This is a genomic window from Blastococcus sp. SYSU DS0753, assembly GCF_054051175.1.
The window spans coordinates 50,026-65,804 of sequence record NZ_JBJHAT010000001.1 but is presented as its reverse complement, the minus strand read 5'-3'; the positions used below and the strand labels follow the sequence as shown (position 1 = coordinate 65,804).

16 protein-coding genes are annotated in these 15,779 nt (G+C 76.1%); 7 read left to right on the top strand and 9 right to left on the bottom strand.

From position 1 onward, the window contains the following. Nucleotides 1-138: 138 nt before the first annotated feature. The 5 genes from ACI799_RS00315 to ACI799_RS00295 all read right to left on the bottom strand — a co-directional run bounded on the left by ACI799_RS00315 (nt 139) and on the right by ACI799_RS00295 (nt 4,454). On the bottom strand, nt 139-1,803 hold the full coding sequence (locus ACI799_RS00315) for a bifunctional 3'-5' exonuclease/DNA polymerase (RefSeq protein WP_456600181.1): 1,665 nt from the start codon (nt 1,801-1,803) through the stop codon (nt 139-141). Between the two features lie 170 nt (nt 1,804-1,973). Then, the gene (locus ACI799_RS00310) at nt 1,974-2,288 is read right to left on the bottom strand and encodes a hypothetical protein (RefSeq protein WP_456612071.1); all 315 of its coding nucleotides are present in this window, start codon (nt 2,286-2,288) and stop codon (nt 1,974-1,976) included. Continuing rightward, nucleotides 2,289-2,468 carry a hypothetical protein gene (locus ACI799_RS00305; RefSeq protein ID WP_456612070.1) on the bottom strand — a complete coding sequence of 60 codons (180 nt, stop codon included), beginning with the start codon at nt 2,466-2,468 and terminating at the stop codon, nt 2,289-2,291. Nucleotides 2,469-2,615: 147 nt separating this feature from the next. Then, a complete protein-coding gene (locus ACI799_RS00300; protein ID WP_456612069.1) occupies nt 2,616-3,170 on the bottom strand; it encodes a DNA-directed RNA polymerase subunit alpha C-terminal domain-containing protein in 555 nt (184 codons plus the stop codon). A gap of 54 nt (nt 3,171-3,224) precedes the next feature. After that, nucleotides 3,225-4,454, bottom strand: coding sequence for a saccharopine dehydrogenase family protein (locus ACI799_RS00295; RefSeq protein WP_456612068.1), 1,230 nt, complete (start codon nt 4,452-4,454; stop codon nt 3,225-3,227). 145 nt (nt 4,455-4,599) lie between these two features. Here ACI799_RS00295 and ACI799_RS00290 point away from each other — a divergent pair, with 145 nt between their 5' ends. Continuing rightward, complete coding sequence (locus ACI799_RS00290) at nt 4,600-6,234, top strand: glycoside hydrolase family 13 protein (RefSeq protein WP_456595481.1); 1,635 nt, start codon at nt 4,600-4,602, stop codon at nt 6,232-6,234. A gap of 70 nt (nt 6,235-6,304) precedes the next feature. Then, a complete protein-coding gene (locus ACI799_RS00285; RefSeq protein WP_456612067.1) occupies nt 6,305-7,906 on the top strand; it encodes a diguanylate cyclase in 1,602 nt (533 codons plus the stop codon). 22 nt (nt 7,907-7,928) lie between these two features. On the opposite strand, the gene ACI799_RS00280 is transcribed toward ACI799_RS00285, so the two are convergent. Then, the gene (locus ACI799_RS00280; protein WP_456588302.1) at nt 7,929-8,762 is read right to left on the bottom strand and encodes an HpcH/HpaI aldolase/citrate lyase family protein; all 834 of its coding nucleotides are present in this window, start codon (nt 8,760-8,762) and stop codon (nt 7,929-7,931) included. Between the two features lie 157 nt (nt 8,763-8,919). Here ACI799_RS00280 and ACI799_RS00275 point away from each other — a divergent pair, with 157 nt between their 5' ends. Next, complete coding sequence (locus ACI799_RS00275) at nt 8,920-9,138, top strand: hypothetical protein (RefSeq protein WP_456588303.1); 219 nt, start codon at nt 8,920-8,922, stop codon at nt 9,136-9,138. Nucleotides 9,139-9,187: 49 nt separating this feature from the next. On the opposite strand, the gene ACI799_RS00270 is transcribed toward ACI799_RS00275, so the two are convergent. Together ACI799_RS00270 and ACI799_RS00265 are read right to left on the bottom strand one after the other, a co-directional pair. Further along, on the bottom strand, nt 9,188-10,216 hold the full coding sequence (locus ACI799_RS00270) for an LLM class flavin-dependent oxidoreductase (RefSeq protein WP_456588304.1): 1,029 nt from the start codon (nt 10,214-10,216) through the stop codon (nt 9,188-9,190). A 50-nt stretch (nt 10,217-10,266) separates the two neighbouring features. Beyond that, nucleotides 10,267-10,869, bottom strand: coding sequence for an AAA family ATPase (locus tag ACI799_RS00265; protein ID WP_456612066.1), 603 nt, complete (start codon nt 10,867-10,869; stop codon nt 10,267-10,269). A gap of 241 nt (nt 10,870-11,110) precedes the next feature. On the opposite strand from ACI799_RS00265, the gene ACI799_RS00260 reads away from it, so the two are divergent. From ACI799_RS00260 to ACI799_RS00245, 4 genes are read left to right on the top strand one after another with little or no spacing between them, the layout of a single operon-like run. Then, nucleotides 11,111-11,809, top strand: a complete 699-nt coding sequence (locus ACI799_RS00260; RefSeq protein WP_456589661.1) for a hypothetical protein — start codon at nt 11,111-11,113, stop codon at nt 11,807-11,809. A 35-nt stretch (nt 11,810-11,844) separates the two neighbouring features. Further along, nucleotides 11,845-12,882 carry an AAA family ATPase gene (locus ACI799_RS00255; RefSeq protein WP_456589662.1) on the top strand — a complete coding sequence of 346 codons (1,038 nt, stop codon included), beginning with the start codon at nt 11,845-11,847 and terminating at the stop codon, nt 12,880-12,882. Further along, complete coding sequence (locus ACI799_RS00250; RefSeq protein ID WP_456612065.1) at nt 12,879-13,859, top strand: DUF58 domain-containing protein; 981 nt, start codon at nt 12,879-12,881, stop codon at nt 13,857-13,859. The genes ACI799_RS00255 and ACI799_RS00250 overlap by 4 nt, the downstream gene beginning before the upstream one ends. Further along, complete coding sequence (locus ACI799_RS00245) at nt 13,856-14,812, top strand: VWA domain-containing protein (RefSeq protein WP_456612064.1); 957 nt, start codon at nt 13,856-13,858, stop codon at nt 14,810-14,812. Before ACI799_RS00250 ends, ACI799_RS00245 begins: the two co-directional genes overlap by 4 nt. Nucleotides 14,813-14,879: 67 nt before the next feature. Here ACI799_RS00245 and ACI799_RS00240 read toward each other — a convergent pair whose 3' ends face one another. Then, nucleotides 14,880-15,755: an alpha/beta fold hydrolase gene (locus ACI799_RS00240; protein WP_456589665.1), complete on the bottom strand. Its 876-nt coding sequence runs from the start codon at nt 15,753-15,755 to the stop codon at nt 14,880-14,882. Nucleotides 15,756-15,779 lie beyond the last annotated feature (24 nt).

The following is a 15,779-nucleotide window of genomic DNA, read 5'->3' as shown; positions in this document are numbered from 1 at the left end:
GGGAGAGAACGATCGGCCGGGCTCCGCCACGGTAACCGTCGTTATGCAGTCGTGACAATGCGGGAGCGGTCACTTCCGCAGATCGTGACGCGTGTCGCGCCACCGTGCCGGCCCCGTCGGTGGTGTACGGCAGTCCGTTCAGCCGGCGTCGGCCCAGGACCGGACGACGGCGACGTCCAGCGGGAAGTCCACCGGGAAGGCGCCGAACAGCAGCCGCCCGGCCGTGGTGGCCGCGGCGCGCACCGCCTCGACCACGTCGTCGGCCAGGTGCTCGGGGGTGTGCACGACCACCTCGTCGTGGAGGAAGAACGCGAGGTGCGCCCGGGTCCCCAGCGGCCCGTCGCCGCCCAGCCGCCAGAGCCGGTTGCGGAGGTCGGCCAGCCAGCACAGCGCCCACTCCGCTCCGGTGCCCTGGACGACGAAGTTGCGGGTGAACCGACCCCAGGCGCGGCGGGCGCGGTCGCGGTCCTCCCGGGAACCGGCCTGCTCCGCGGCCTCGCCGAGCCCGTCCGCCCGCTGCGCCCACGCGCCGCTGGGCGACGGCGACCCCCGGCCCAGCAGCGTGTGCACCACCTCGCCGCGTTCGCCGGCCCGGGCGGACTCCTCGACCAGGCCGATGGCGCGCGGGTAGCGGCGGGCGAGCCGGGGCATCATGCGACCGCTCTCCCCGCGGGTGCCGCCGTACATGGCCCCGAGGATGCCCAGCTTGGCCTCCGCCCGGGTCGCCACCGCGCCACCGGCGACCATGCCCGCGTAGAGGTCCGAGGCCCGCGCCGCCTCGGCCATCGCGGTGTCCGCGCTCATCCCGGCGAGCACCCGGGGCTCCAGCTGGGCCACGTCGGCGACGACGAATCGCCAGCCGTCGTCCGCGACCGCCGCCGGGCGGATCAGCGTGGGCACCGAGAGTGCACCCCCGCCGTTGGACGCCCACCGACCCGTGACCACCCCACCCGGCAGGAAGGCCGAGCGGAACCGCCCTCCCTGCACCCAGGCCTCCAGCCAGCTCCAGCCGTTGGCCGTGAGCAGCCGCATCAGCTTCTTGTACTCGAGCAGCGGGGGGACGCACGGGTGCTCGAGCTGCTCGAGGGTCCACGAGCGGGTGTCGGCCACCGGGAGGCCGGCCTGCTGGAGTGCCCGCAGCAGCTCGGCCGGCGAATCGGGGTTGAGCGACGGGGTCCCCAGCGCCGCGCGGATCTCGCCCAGCAGCCGCTCGAGCACCGCGGGGCGCCCACCGGTTCCCGGGCGCGGGCCGAGCAGGTCGGTGAGCAGGCGCTCGTGCACGTCCGCCCGCCACGGCAGGCCGGTGTGCGTCATCTCGGCGGCCACCAGGGCGCCGGCGGACTCCGCCGCGAGCAGCAGCGCGAGCCGGTCGCCGTGCGGTGAGGCGGCCAGGGCCGCCTGCTGGCGCCGCTGCTCGGCCAGGGGGTCGAGCCGGTCCGCCGGGTCGGCCAGCGGGAAGAGGGCGGACTCCGCCGGCTGGCCGGGCTGCAGCACGTCCCACCCAGGGGTGTCGTCCCCGGCGAGCAGCTCCTGGGCCGCGAACGGGGACCGCCGCAGGATCGCGTGGCCGAGCCGCAGGTCGGTGCAGCGCTCGACGCGGACTCCCGCCGCCAGCAGCGCGGGGTACCAGCGGGTGGTGTCGTCCCACACCCAGCGGACGGGTGCGGCAGCGGCCTCCCGCTGTGCCACGACGGCGGGCAGCCCCCCGGCCGCGACGCGGGTGACCGACCCCGTCGACCCGTCGTCGACGAGCTCCGTCATCTCCACCGCGGACTCGCGGCGCCGGAGCAGGATCCGCTGCACGCCCGCAGTGTCGCCGACGGAGCCGACCGATCCGCCGGACGGCCCCGACGCATGTCCCCGGTGCGGGATCGCGCGAGGACGGCGGCCGGCGCGACGCGACGCGACGATGGAGCAGGGGGTGCTCGTCGCGACAGGCCGCCATCACGACGGACCCACGACGTCGAGCAAGGTCAGCGCCCGGCGTCCACCCCCGCCGCCTGCAGGTAGCGGCCGAGGGCGGCGCTGTTGTCCTGCAAACAGGCGATCCGCGCGTCGATCTCGCGTCGAGTGGCCACGAGGGTCGGGTCACCGCGCTGGTTCTGACCGCCGGCTTCGCTGCCGCCCGCCCGTCGCCCGCGGCGACCAGCCGGCTGTGGCAGCGGCTGCTCGAGCAGGACCCCGTCGGCGCCGGCTGGTTCGTCGCGGCCCTGTTCCCCGGGGATGCCGCGCTCCACGCCCTCGGCCGGGACGCCACCGCCCAGCTGGCCCGGGACGTCACCGAGCACCTACCGGCCGGCGCACGCGCGCAGGTCGAGCTGGTCGGTCGCGTCGACGTCACCGCCGACCTGCCCCGGTTGGCCGCACGCCGTCTTCCGGTCACGCTCGTCGTCCCCACGCGCGACCGGCTGGTCGACCCCGCACATTCCGCAGACCTCCAGGCCGCCCTGCCGCACGCGGTCCGACACGAGCTGACCACGGGTCACGACGTCGCCGGCGAGGCCCCGATCGCCTGGCTGCAGATCCTTCGAGCCGCGGGCACGACGCCCTGATCCCCCGCGGCGCCCTCGAACCGACCACCGCCCCCGCCGCCGACCCGCCCGTCCGGGAAGCGCCTAGCCGAGCAGCCGGCGTAGACAGCGGACGGGCGTGGCGAGGACGGCCCGGGCGACGTGCACGCCCAGCCGCAGCAGGTCGGTGTAGTCGGGCGGACGGACGGTGGCACCCGCCCCTGGCCGGCCGGGAGACGGCCGGTCGTCCGTCGCCGCCCGGGCCGCGGCGACCGGCGGGGCCGGCGCCGGCGTCTCGGTGAGGAGCAGGTCGACCGCCGACCGGCGTCGTGGGGCCCGGAGCGAGTCGAACGACGGGATGGCCGGCGCCACCGGACCGTCCTCCTCGGACGGCTCGCCATCGGTCGGCTGCCCACCGGCGGGCCCGCCCACCGCCGCGCCGGCGCCCGGCAGGTGGGCCGGCGGCTCGGGGACGACGGCGCGGATCGCCGCGACCAGGCCCGGTCCGAGACCGGCGACGTCGCTGAGCTCCCGCCGGGTGAGCGCGGCGAGCGCCTCGACGTCGGTGATCCCCGCCCGGGTCAGCGCGCTGACCGCGCGCGTCGGCAGACCCAGGTCACGGATCGTCCCGGCGGGCTGTCCCGGTGAGCTGGTCGGCATGTCGGCCAACCCTAGCGATGCCGGCCCGCGGTCGCGCCGGCGGCGGCAGCCCGGTCAGACCTCGGTCACCTCGTAGGTGTGCCCCTCCGCGCGCAGCCGCTCCACGAGGACCTCCCCCAGCGCCGTCGCCGGCGTCAGCGAACCGGCCCGGTCGGGCAGCCGCTCCCCGTCGAGGGCGAGCGCCAGCGCGGCCTCCCCGAGCATGACGGCGGTGGCGGCGTACCCCGGGTCGCCGCTGCCCGCGGCGGTGGCGCGGTAGCGGCGGCCGCTCTCGGTCGTGGCGTCGACCACCATCCGGAACCAGCCCTTCCGCCGCACGGCCTCGCTCGGGCCGGTGCCCGGCGCGGGGAGCACCCGGTCCAGCACCGCACGGGTGGGCGCCAGGCTCATGGCGGACACGGTGGCGACCAGCCCGGCGGAGACACCGGCCGCGGCGACGGCGCCGAGCGGCCCGCGCCCCACCCCCATGACCTCGCCGTAGCGCATGTCGCGCCCGTAGGCCCAGCCCTGCAGCGCGTTGCTCCGCCGCACGATGCGGGTGTTGAACGGCGCCATGACGAAGGCGGCCGTCCAGCGCCCGTCGTCGGTCCGGCGTGGCAGCGCACCGTCGAGGGGCTGCGGGGTGTCGGGCTCGGCAGCCCGGTCGGGGCTCAGGCCGAACGGGTCGCCGACGACGCGACGCAGCGACGGGTTCTCCTGCATCGCCTCCACCTGGGCGCGCATCGAGTCGATCGTGCCGCCGCTGAGCCCGCCCCGGGCCGTGGCCACCAGCTGGACGTCGCGCAACCCTCCCGCACCGTCGGCCGCGGCCCGCCGGCCCAGCAGGAGGACGCTGAGGTCGGAGGGGACGGAGTCGTAGCCGCAGGCGTGGACGAGGCGGGCGCCGGTCTCCCTGGCGACGGCGTCGCAGCGCTCGATGGCGTCACGGACGAACAGGACCTCCCCGGTCAGGTCGGCGTAGTGCGTGCCGGCCCGGGCGCAGGCCTCCACCACCGGCAGCCCGTAGCGGGCGTAGGGGCCGACCGTGGTGACCAGCACGCGGGTGCTGCCGGCGAGCGCGGTCAGCGACGCGGGATCGGTCGAGTCGGCCTCGACCAGCGCCCAGTCGCGGCCGGCGGCCGGGAGGGCGTCGCGGACCTCCTCGAGCCGCCGCCGGGAGCGCCCGGCCAGCGCGATGCGGGTTCCCTCCGGGGCGTGCTCGGCCAGGTAGGCCGCGAGCAGCCGCCCGACGAAGCCGGTGGCCCCGTAGACGACGAGGTCGTAGGTCCGTGCGTCTTCAGCCATGCGGCCATCCTGACCCGCCCGGGGAGCGCCGGCAGCCCGCGCTCCCCCCGGGCGCCACCTCACGGCGAGGTCACGGAACGGCACACGGGTCACTCCGACCTCCCCCGTGCGCAAGGAACTGCGGGGAGGTGCCGATGGAGGTCGCATGGCAGTGCGGCTCGCAACGGTGCGGACCGCGACCCGGCAGCAGGTCGCGGCCCAGACGTCGACGTCCCCGTGGTGGCGGTCGGCGGTGGTCTACCAGGTCTACCTGCGCTCGTTCGCCGACGGCAACGGCGACGGCATCGGCGACCTGGCCGGCCTCCGCTCCCGGCTGCCGTACCTGGCGTGGCTGGGGGTCGACGCGGTCTGGATCAACCCGCACTACCCCTCCGGTGGTGCCGACGGCGGCTACGACATCGTCGACTACCGCGCCGTCGACCCCGAGTACGGCGACGTCGCGGACCTGGAGGCGCTCGTCGCCGAGGCCCGCGCGCTCGGCCTGCGGGTCGTGCTCGACGTCGTCCCCAACCACACCTCCGACCGGCATCCCTGGTTCCAGGCCGCGCTGGCCGACCCGGACTGCCCCGAGGCGTCGCGGTACCACTTCGCGCCCGCGTCGGAGGAGCCGCCGAACAACTGGCGCTCGCTCTTCGGCGGCCCGGCGTGGTCGCGCACCCCGGACGGCCGCTGGTACCTGCACCTGTTCGCCCCCGAGCAGCCCGACCTCAACTGGCGCGACCCCGCCGTCGCCGCCGACTTCGAGCGGACGCTGCGCTTCTGGCTCGACCGCGGCGTCAGCGGATTCCGCGTCGACGTCGCCTACGGCCTGTTCAAGGACGCCGGCCTGCGGGACAACCCGGGCGCCTACTCCCCCACCCTGTTCGGGCACGGCCCCGAGCAGGCGATGACCTGGAACCAGCCCGAGGTGCACGACGTCTGGCGCCGCTGGCGGTCGATCTGCGACGAGTACCCGGAGACGATGCTCGTCGGCGAGGTCTGCCTGGCCGATCCGCACGAGGTGGCCCTCTACTCGCGGCCCGACGAGATGCACCAGTCCTTCAGCTTCCGCCTGCTGAAGTCCCCGTGGTCGACGGAGGCCTTCGCCGACGGCGTGCGGAGCGCGCTGGACGCGTTCGGGCAGGTGGGCGCACCCGTTTCCTGGGTGCTCGGCAACCACGACAAGGACCGGCAGGTCACCCGGTTCGGTGGTGGTGCCGTGGGCACCGCCCGTGCCCGCGCCGCCGCGCTGCTCATGCTGGCCCTGCCCGGCTCCGCCTACGTCTACGCCGGCGACGAGCTGGGCCTGCCGCAGGCCGACGTCCCCGACGAGGCCAAGCGCGACCCGATCTTCTTCCGCAGCGGCGGCGCCCGCAGCGGACGGGACGGCTGCCGCGTGCCCATGCCGTGGAACCCCTCGCCCGGCGTGGGCTTCTCCGCCGGGACGGCGGCCGAGCCCTGGCTGCCGATCCCCGACGAGTGGAGCCGGTACGCGGTGTCCCGCCAGGCGCGGGACGGCGGGTCGATGCTGACCCTCTACCGCCGCGCCCTGGCGCTGCGCGAGGCCCACCCGGCCCTCGGCTCGGGCGAGGCCACGGTCAGCACCCGGGGCGACGTCCTCACCGTCCGGTGCACGGCCGCCGACGGCAGCGTCGTCCGGTGCGTGGTCAACATGGGCACCGGGACGACGCTCGTGCGCACGCGCGGCACCGTGCTGCTGGCGTCGAACACCAGCGTGCGGCGGTCACCGGGCACCGTGGCGCTGCCCCCGCACACGGCGATCTGGCTCGCCGAGAGCTGAGCTCCTCCCAACGGGGTATGTCCGCGCCCTGGGGTTGGAGCCGTCGCGGCGACGGGCCGATGGAGGTCCGGTGACCAGCGTGGCGGAGAGATCCGGTGGGGAAGGCGGCTCCGTCGTCCCCGCACCGGCTGCCGTCGATGCCGGGGCCGTTGGGCTGTGGGAGCGGATCGCCGAGCTGGAGGACCGCTCCCGATTCGACGACGACGGCTTGGAGGAGCGGGCCGAGCAGGCTCTCGCCGACGCTCGCGAGGTCGGGACGGCCGAGCTGGAACAGCGCGCCCGGCTGGTCCAGGCCGACCTGGTGCGGCGCCGCGGCAACATCGCCGAGGCAGGCCGGCTGGCCCGGGAGATCCAGCGCTGGGCTGCCGACCGCGGCTTCCGCTGCCTCCTGGCGCGCAGCCACTTCGTGCTGGCCGCGGTGTTCCAGGAGCTGGGCGATCTCTCCCTGGCGCTGGAGAACGCCGTCCGCGCCGTCGAGCTGCTCGACGAGGACGTCCGGCCCCAGCAGCGGATCGACCACCACGCCCGGCTGGCCGACTGCCTGGGGCTCAACGGCGACCTCGCCGCGCGGGAGCGCTACGACCACGTGCTCCAGCTCGCCGACGAGATCGGCGACGTCGACCGGCAGGTGCTGGTGCTCAACAACCGCTCCTACTGCGAGATCCTCTCCGGTCACTTCGAGGAGGCCCTGGTCTGGAGCACGAAGCTGCAGGACCTCGCGGCACGGCACGGCGTCCCCCTCCGAGTCGGTCGGCTGGACACCGTCGGCCGCGCGCTGCTGGAGCTGGACCGGCTGGAGGACGCCGAGGCCGCACTGCTACCCGGTCTGCACCCGGACGTCCTCGACGCCTCGCTGGACGGTGACGCAGGCGCGGACTTCCTGCTGACCCTCGCCGAGGTCCGCCGCCGCCGGGGGCACCTCGACCGGGCCCGGGACAGCCTCGACGAATGCCTGCGCCGCTGCGAGCGGTACGGGCTGACGTCCATCCGCGTGCGCGCCCGCCGGGAGGAGGCCGAACTGCACGCCGCCGCCGGGGACTTCCGGGCCGCGTACGAGGAGCACCGGCAGTACTCCGACGAGCTCGTCGAGCTCCAGTCGGCCGAGCGCGACGCCCGGGCCCGGGCGTTGCAGGCCATGTACGAGACCACCGAGGCCCGCCGGCAGAGCCGGCGGTACCGCGAACTGTCGCTGCGCGACCCGCTCACCGGCCTCTACAACCGCCGCTACGTGGACGACGAGCTGCCGCGCGTGCTGGCCGCGCACCCCGGCGAGGTGACGGTGGCGCTGCTGGACCTCGACCACTTCAAGCAGATCAACGACACGTGTTCGCACGAGGTGGGCGACCGGGTGCTGCGCACCGTGGCGGAACTCCTCCAGGCACACGGCCGTCCGGACTCCGGCCCTGGCGGCGCGTTCGTCGCCCGGCTCGGCGGGGAGGAGTTCCTGCTCGTGCTGACCGGCACGGACCCCGCCACCGCGACGCGGCACCTCGAGGACCTCCGCCGGGCCATCGCGGAGCACCCGTGGGGAGAGCTGACCGGTGGCCTGCCGGTGACCGTCAGCATCGGCACGGCCGGCGGCGGCGCCACCGCGGCGGACGCGCTCGGCCGGGCCGATGCCGCCCTGTACACCGCCAAGCGGCGGGGTCGGGACCGCGTCGTCGCGTCCTAGGTCCCGTCCCGCCGCGCGACGGTCAGACCGGTTCGACGCCGAACACCCCGGCCAGCCGCTCGATCTTGCGCGCGCGGGCGAGCCGGGGCAGGTCGCTCCCGTCGCGGATCACCTGACCGCGGGCGTCGAAGTCGGCGAGGAAGTCCCGCGCCCACGCGACGTCGGAGGGGGCGGGGCTGATGACCTCGTTGATGACCGGCAGCTGCTCCATGTCCAGGCACAGCTTCCCGGTCAGCCCCAGGGAGACGGTGACCGCGGACTGCTCCCGGAGCACCGGGAGGCTGCTGCTGACCGTGGGGCCGTCGATCGGGCCGGGGAGCCCGCCGATGCGGCTGGCCACCACCAGGCGCGAGCGGGGGTAGGCCATGGCCAGGTCGTCGGCGCTCGTGCCGGTGTCACGGCGGTAGTCCCCGCTGCCGAAGGCCAGCCGGAACGCACCGCGGGCGCGGGCGATGTTCACGGCCTCCTCGATGCCGAGCGCGGACTCGACCAGGGCCAGGACCGGCGTCGCGCCGCCGAGGCGGTCGAAGGTCTCGGTCACGTGCTCGGCGGCCTCGGCCTTGGCCAGCATCACGCCCAGCAGCCCCGGCACCCCGGCGAGCGCGGCGACGTCGTCGGCCCAGAACACGGTGGAGTGGTCGTTGATCCGCACCCAGGCGCTGTTGCCCTCCTGGGACAGCCAGGCGATCACCCCGTCGCGGGCCTCGCCCTTGTGCGCCGGATCGACGGCGTCCTCGATGTCCAGCACCACCTGATCGGCTCGCGACGCGTGCGCTCCGTCGAACAGCTCCGTGCGGGCGCCGTTCACCAGCAACCAGGAGCGGGCGTCCTCGGGGCCGACCCTTCTGCTTCTCACCACCGGTCCATCCTCGTACGGATCCGCTCCCGGCACCGCCCGGCGCGCCCGCGCCGATCCGTTCGGATGACCTGACCGGTCCCCGCACGCAGGTGTTCCCCGGTCCCCCTCGGGTACGCCGGGCAGGCACGGACGACCCCGGACGAGAGGAGCAGACGTGACCGAGGGAGACCTGGAGCAGACCGGCACCGGCGACGCCGCCAAGCGCATCGGCCAGGCGCCGACGACCACCGATGTCACCGACCCGGAACGCTCGTCCCGCAACACCGCCGCCGGCTCCGGTTCCGAGCCCGGCGAGGGCCCCGTGCAGCCCGCGGCCGACGAGGGCGTCGACCCCTCGGCGAGCATCGAGCCGCACAACGAGGGCCTGGCCTGAGCCCGCGGCCCGTCGCCGGCTCCCCTCGGGGGCTGGCGACGGGCCGCCGTCAGGCCCCGGCCACCCGGGGGGCGACCTCGGTACCCAGCAGCTCGATGCCGCGCAGCAGGTCCTCGTGCGCCAGCCGCGGGTTCGTCATCTGCAGCGCCACCCGGTCCACGCCCCCCAGCTGCTCGGAGACCCGCCGCAGCTTGGCGGCCACGGTCTCCGGGTCGCCCATGAAGAAGGCACCGTCGGGCCCGCTGGTCGCGTCGAACTGCGCCCGGGTCGGGGGCGCGAAGCCCCGCTCCCGGGAGATCTTCGCGAACATCTCGTGCCAGCCGGGATAGATCGTGTCCGCGGCCGCCTGGGTGCTCTCCGCGACGAACCCGAACACGTGCAGTCCGACCTGCAGCGCCTCGGGCGGGTGCCCGGCGTGCTCACCGGCCCGCCGGTACAGGTCCACCAGCGGGGCGAACTGCCGCGGCTCGCCACCGATGACGGCCACCATCAGCGGCAGCCCGAGCAGCCCCGCCCGGGCGAAGGACTCGGGAGTGCCCCCGACGCCGACCCAGATCGGCAGCGGGTCCTGCAGCGGGCGCGGGTACACCCCCTGACCGGTCAGGGCCGGCCGGTGCTTCCCCGACCAGGTGACGTGCTCGGACGCCCGGATGCGGAGCAGCAGGTCCAGCTTCTCGGCGAACAGCTCGTCGTAGTCGGCGAGGCTCAGCCCGAACAGCGGGAACGCCTCGGTGAACGACCCGCGGCCCACCACGAGGTCGATCCGGCCCCGGGAGATCAGGTCGAGGGTGGCGAACTGCTGGAAGACCCGGACCGGGTCGGCGGCGCTGAGCACCGCGACCGCGCTGCCGAGGCGGATGCGCGAGGTCCGCGCCGCCGCGGCGCCGAGGATCACCGGCGGCGCGGAGTCGTAGTACTCGCTGCGGTGGTGCTCCCCGATGCCGAACGAGTACAGCCCCACCCGGTCGGCGAGCTCGATCTCCTCCAGCAGGTGGGCCATCCGCTCCTCCGGGCCGATCAGCCGTTCGGTGCGCGGATCGGTGACCGCCGCGACGAAGCTGTCGACGCCGACGTGCATGGGCCGTCCTCCTGGGGCTCGGGGCGGGGCCGGCCGGCCCCGCCCTCCAGTCAACACCGGGACCGCGCCGGCCGCGCCCGCTCCCCCAGCACGGCGTCGCACGTCAGCTCCGCCGCCGCCGGCCGGTCGACGACGATCGCGTCACCGGCCTCGGCGGGGGCGTCCGCCAGCCGGGCGAGGTAGCCGCGCCAGCGGTGCTCGTGACGCCGCATCCGCGCGTCGGGAAGCGTCCGGCCGCGGGTGCGCTGCCCCTCCTGGGCGAGCTCCGTGGGCACGTCCAGCAGCACCAGCCGCACCGACCGGCCGGCGCAGCGGGCCGCCCGCAGCACCGCCGCCCGCCACACCGGGCTGGTCCAGGGATCGGTGAGGACGACGACGGACGACCCGCCGGCGACGTGCCGCAGGACCCGCCACCGGTGCACCAGGTGCACCCACGGGCGGAGCACCCGGTAGGGCACGCCGATGCCCGTTCCGCGGACCCGGGCGGCGACGTCCTCGGAGTCCAGGGCGGTGAGCGGCCCGCCACCGCCGTGCGCGAGCAGGCGTCGCAGCAGCGTGGTCTTACCGCTCCCGGGCAGCCCGGCGAGGACGACCAGGCCGTACCCGGTCACCGGGTCCGTCCCGAACGCCCCCCTGATCGGTGCCCTCACCATGCCGTCTCCTCCGTATGCCGGGTCGACTGTGCGCCCGGAAACTGCCGCCGGCGTGTGGCCTCGCTGGGAACCGGCTGGACGTCTCCTGGTGGTTGGGCCACCGGGCCGCGCGAACTCACAGCCGTCGCGCACCCGGTGATCAGCGGAGTTCCAGTTCGCGCACCCACGGTGGTGCTCCGAGGACGGCGCCGCGGTGCCCCGCGAGGGGGTGGCCGCGGCCCGTCGGACGAGGAGCACTCCCGTGCAGGAATGGGTCTTCGACCGGGACGGCGCGCTCACCCCGCGCTCCACCGGCACCGCACCGGCAGGCGAGTCGCCTGCGCCCGCACCCCCGGACCGCACCCGGCGTTCGAGGGGCCGGCGCCGCCGCTGGGCCGCAGCCGGCGCGGCCGCCGTGGCCGTGCTCGGCGCCGGGGTGGGGTTGGCCGTGGCGGCCGGCTCCCCGGCGCCGGAGACCACCGCGGCGGCGGCTCCGACCGACGCCGACGACCAGGGCGCGACGGAGGGCAGGCGCACCGGCCGGCTCCCGGCCGACCCGCAGCCGGACGAGGACGCGACCGCGCAGGAGGAGAGCCCGACCGGCTCGACGAGCACCCGGTGGTCGGCTCTTCACGAGGAGCAGGAGCTCCAGCAGCCCGACGGCAGCACGGTCACCATCGCCGTCCAGGGCGGCACCGTCACCGCGCTGGACACCGGTTCGGTGACCGTGCAGAGCTCCGACGGGTTCACCCGCACGTACGCGGTGACTTCGGGGACCCGTATCGCCGGCACCGCCCTCGCCGTGGGGGACCCCGTCCTGGTCGAAGCCGTCGTCGACGGCGGGACCGCCACCGCCACGACCATCCGCCCGACGGCCGGCGGCCGCGGCCTCCCGGGTGGCGCCACGTCGCCCGACACCGAGACCGGCACCGAGACCCAGGAACCCACGCAGGGCGCCTGAACCGAACCGCTCACCCACGATCCGAGGAGGACCCGTTGTCCGACACCCGCTCCCTGCCCACTCCCCCGGCGTCCGCCGCGCTGCTCGAGCACGCCCTGATGGAGGTGAAGAAGGTCGTCGTCGGCCAGGACCGGATGGTCGAGCGGATCGCCGTGGCGCTGCTGGCCCGCGGGCACTGCCTGCTCGAGGGCGTGCCCGGCGTCGCGAAGAGCCTGGCCGTCGAGACGCTCGCCCGGACGGTCGGCGGCAGCTCGGTGCGGCTCCAGTTCACCCCCGACCTGGTGCCGAGCGACATCGTCGGCACCCGCGTCTACCGGCCCTCCCAGGAGCGCTTCGACGTCGAGCTCGGCCCGGTGTTCGCCAACCTGGTGCTGGCCGACGAGATCAACCGCGCCCCGGCCAAGGTGCAGTCGGCGCTGCTGGAGGTCATGGCCGAGCGGCAGGTCTCCATCGGCGGTGTCACCCACCCGCTGCCCGACCCCTTCCTGGTGCTGGCCACCCAGAACCCGGTCGAGAGCGAGGGCGTCTACCCGCTGCCCGAGGCGCAGCGCGACCGCTTCCTCATGAAGGTGGTCGTGCCGCACCCGACGATGTCGGAGGAGATGGAGATCGTCCGCCGCATGTCGGTGCGCCCGCCGCGGGCCGAGCAGGCGCTGACGCTCGAGCAACTCGTCGCGCTGCAGGACGCCGCCGAGGCGGTGTTCGTGCACCACGCCATCGCCGAGTACGCCGTGGCCCTGGTCATGGCGACCCGCGAGCCGGCGGCGTGGCGGCTGCCGGAGCTGGCGCGCCTCATCGGCGTCGGCGCCTCGCCGCGCGGCAGCCTGGGCCTGGTCCGCGCGGCGCGCGCGCTGGCCCTGCTGCGCGGGCGCGACTACGTCGTCCCCGAGGACGTCGCCGACCTCGCCGTCGACGTCCTGGCCCACCGGCTGGTGCTCTCCTACGAGGCGCTGGCCGACGGGGTGACCGCGGAGGAGGTCGTCGGCCGGGTGCTGGCCACCATGCCGCAGCCGACGGTGGCCCCTTCGCAGCACACAGTCGTCCGCCCGGACCTGCAGCGGGTCGTGGCATGAGGCCGCTGCCCCCGCCGCCGGACGCACCGGAGGCGCAGGTCCGCCGGCTGACGCTGCAGGTGTCCCGCCGCCTCGACGGGCTGCTGCAGGGCGGCCACGTCCGGCTCACCCCCGGTCCGGGCAGCGAGCCGGCCGATCCGCGCCTGCACGCACCCGGGGACGACGCCCGCCGCATCGACTGGGCGGTGACCGCGCGCACCGGGGAGACCCACGTCCGCACCACGACCGCCGACCGGGAGCTGGAGACCACCCTGGTCGTCGACCTCACCCCGTCGATGGCGCTGGGCACGCGGCGCACGGAGAAGCGGGCGCTCGCCCTGGCCGTGGCCGGCGCCCTGGCGCAGCTGACCAGCGCGCACGGCGACCGGGTGGGCGCCGTCCTGCTGACCGCGGACGGCGTCCGGCGGGTGCCGCCCCGGGCGGGCCGCACCGCCGCGCTCGCGCTGCGGCACGTCCTGTCCAGCACGCCGCGGGCCGCCGACGGCCGGGGCGCCGACCTCGCCGACGTGCTCACCGAGCTCGCCCGCCCGCCCCGCAGGCGCGGGCTGGTGGTGGTGCTGAGCGACCTCGCCGAACCCGGCGGCGCCGGCGACGAGCCCCGCTGGGCCCGGGCGCTGCAGCTGCTCGCCCAGCGCTGCGACGTGGTCGTCTGCCACGTCCAGGACCCGCTGGAGACCGAGCTGCCGGCCGTCGGCACCCTGCACGTCGTCGACGTCGAGACCGGCCGCCAGCTGGAGGTGCGCACCACCCGGGCGGTGCGCGACCGGTACCGCGCGGCGACTGCGGCCCGCACCGGGGCGCACCGGGCCGCCGTACTCGCCGCGGGCGCGGGCCACGTGCTGCTGCGCACCGACCGCGACTGGCTGCCCGAGCTCGCCCGCCACCTGTCCGCCCGGCGCACCTCGCTGCGCCGGCGCCGGGCCGCCTCGCCGGCCCGGCGCCCGTCGCCCGTCATCCACCCGGGAGCATCCGCATGACCGACCTGTCGTTCGAGGCGCCGTGGCGCCTCCTGCTGCTGCTCGCCGTCGCGGCCGTCGCCGTCGGCTACCTGGTCGCGCAGCGGCGCCGCACCGCCTACGCCCTCCGCATCGCCGACGCCGACCTGCTGGCCTCCGTCGCGCCCCGGGCCCCGCGCTGGCGGCGGCACGTGCCGGCCGCCCTGCTGGTGACCGCGCTGGCGTTCATGGTCACCGCATTCGCCAAGCCGGCGGCCGCGGTGGAGGTGCCGCGCGAGGCGGCCACCGTCGTCGTCGCCATCGACACCTCGACCTCCATGCAGGCCACCGACGTCGCGCCGTCCCGGTTCGTGGCGGCGCAGGCGGCCGCGGTGGAGTTCGTCGAGCAGCTGCCCGAGGGCATCGACGTCGGGCTGGTGAGCTTCTCCGGCACGGCCGTGGTGGAGGTCGCCCCGACCGACGACCACGAGGCCGTCGTCTCGGCCATCGAGGAGCTGCGGATGTCCCAGGGGACGGCGATCGGCGAAGCGGTCGCCGCGGCGGTCGCCGCCGTCGGCCAGGCCGCGACCGAGGACGGCGCGGAGCCGGTCCCGGCGTCGATCGTGCTGCTCTCCGACGGCACCAGCACCCGGGGCCGCTCGGTCGAGGACTCCGTCGAGGTGGCGACGACGGCCGGCATCCCGGTCTCGACCATCGCCTACGGCACGTCCGACGCCGACGTGAGCGTGCAGGGACAGCGGGTGTCGGTGCCGGTGGACACCGCTGCCCTGGCGGACCTGGCGGCCGCCACCGGCGGGCAGGCGTACACCGCCGAGAGCGGCAGCGAGCTCGAGGACGTCTACGCCGACATCGGCGAGCAGGTGGGCACGACCACCGAGCGCGAGGACGTCTCCTCGGCCTTCGCCGGGGTGGCCCTGCTGGTCGCGCTCGGCGCGGCCGGCGGGTCCCTCGCCTGGTCGCCCCGGCTGCCCTGACCCGTTCGCCCGCACCCGACGCGGCGGCCACCCCCCCGGGAGGTGGCCGCCGCGGTGCGTTCCGCGGTCAGCCCGCCGGCGGGACGACCCGGTCCAGCCAGGCCAGCAGGTCGGCGACGACCTCGTCGCGGTTGGTCTCGTTGAACACCTCGTGCCGGGCGCCCGGGTAGGCCCGCAGCGTCACGTCCTCCACCCCGGCGCCGCGCAGCCGGTCGACGAGGACCTGGACGAGCGCCAGCTGCCCGTTGAGCGGGTCCGCGTCGCCGACCGCGACGTACACCGGCAGGTCGTTCCGGATGCCGCGCAGCCGGTCGGGGTCGGCCAGCTGCCGCCCCGAGAGGAACATCTGCCGGCTGTCCGCGGTGGCGAGGCCGAACCCGCACCGCGGGTCGGCGACGTAGGCGTCGACCTGGGCCTCGTCGCGGGAGAGCCAGTCGTAGTCGGTGCGGGCCGGCGCGAACGGCGCGTTGAACGCCGAGAGGTCCGTCGGTCCGTCGAGGTCGACGGCGGGCTCGAGCAGGTCCAGGACCGTCGTCCCGGTGAGCACCAGGGCGGCGAGGTCGGCGGAGTGGTCGAGGACGTGCTGCTGGGCGGCGAAGGAGCCCATGCTGTGACCGAGAAGCACCAGCGGGGCGTCGGGCAGGTCGGCGCGCACGTGCGCGGTGAGCCGGCCGATGTCGCGCACCAGCTCGTCCCAGCCGCCGGGGCCGAGTTCGCCCCAGTGGCCGTCCTGCGCGGTGGCGCCGTGCCCGCGGTGGTCCTGGCCGACCACCACCCAGCCGGCGCCGGTCAGCGCGGCGGCCAGCGGTTCGTAGCGGAGCAGGTGCTCGCCCATCCCGTGGGTGAGCTGGACGATCCCGCGCGCGGGACCGGCGGGGTCCCACCGGTAGGCGGTGACGCGGACGTCGGAGGCGGAGTCGAACGTGGTGGTCTGATCCGGCATGCGGGGAGGCTACGGGCGACCGGC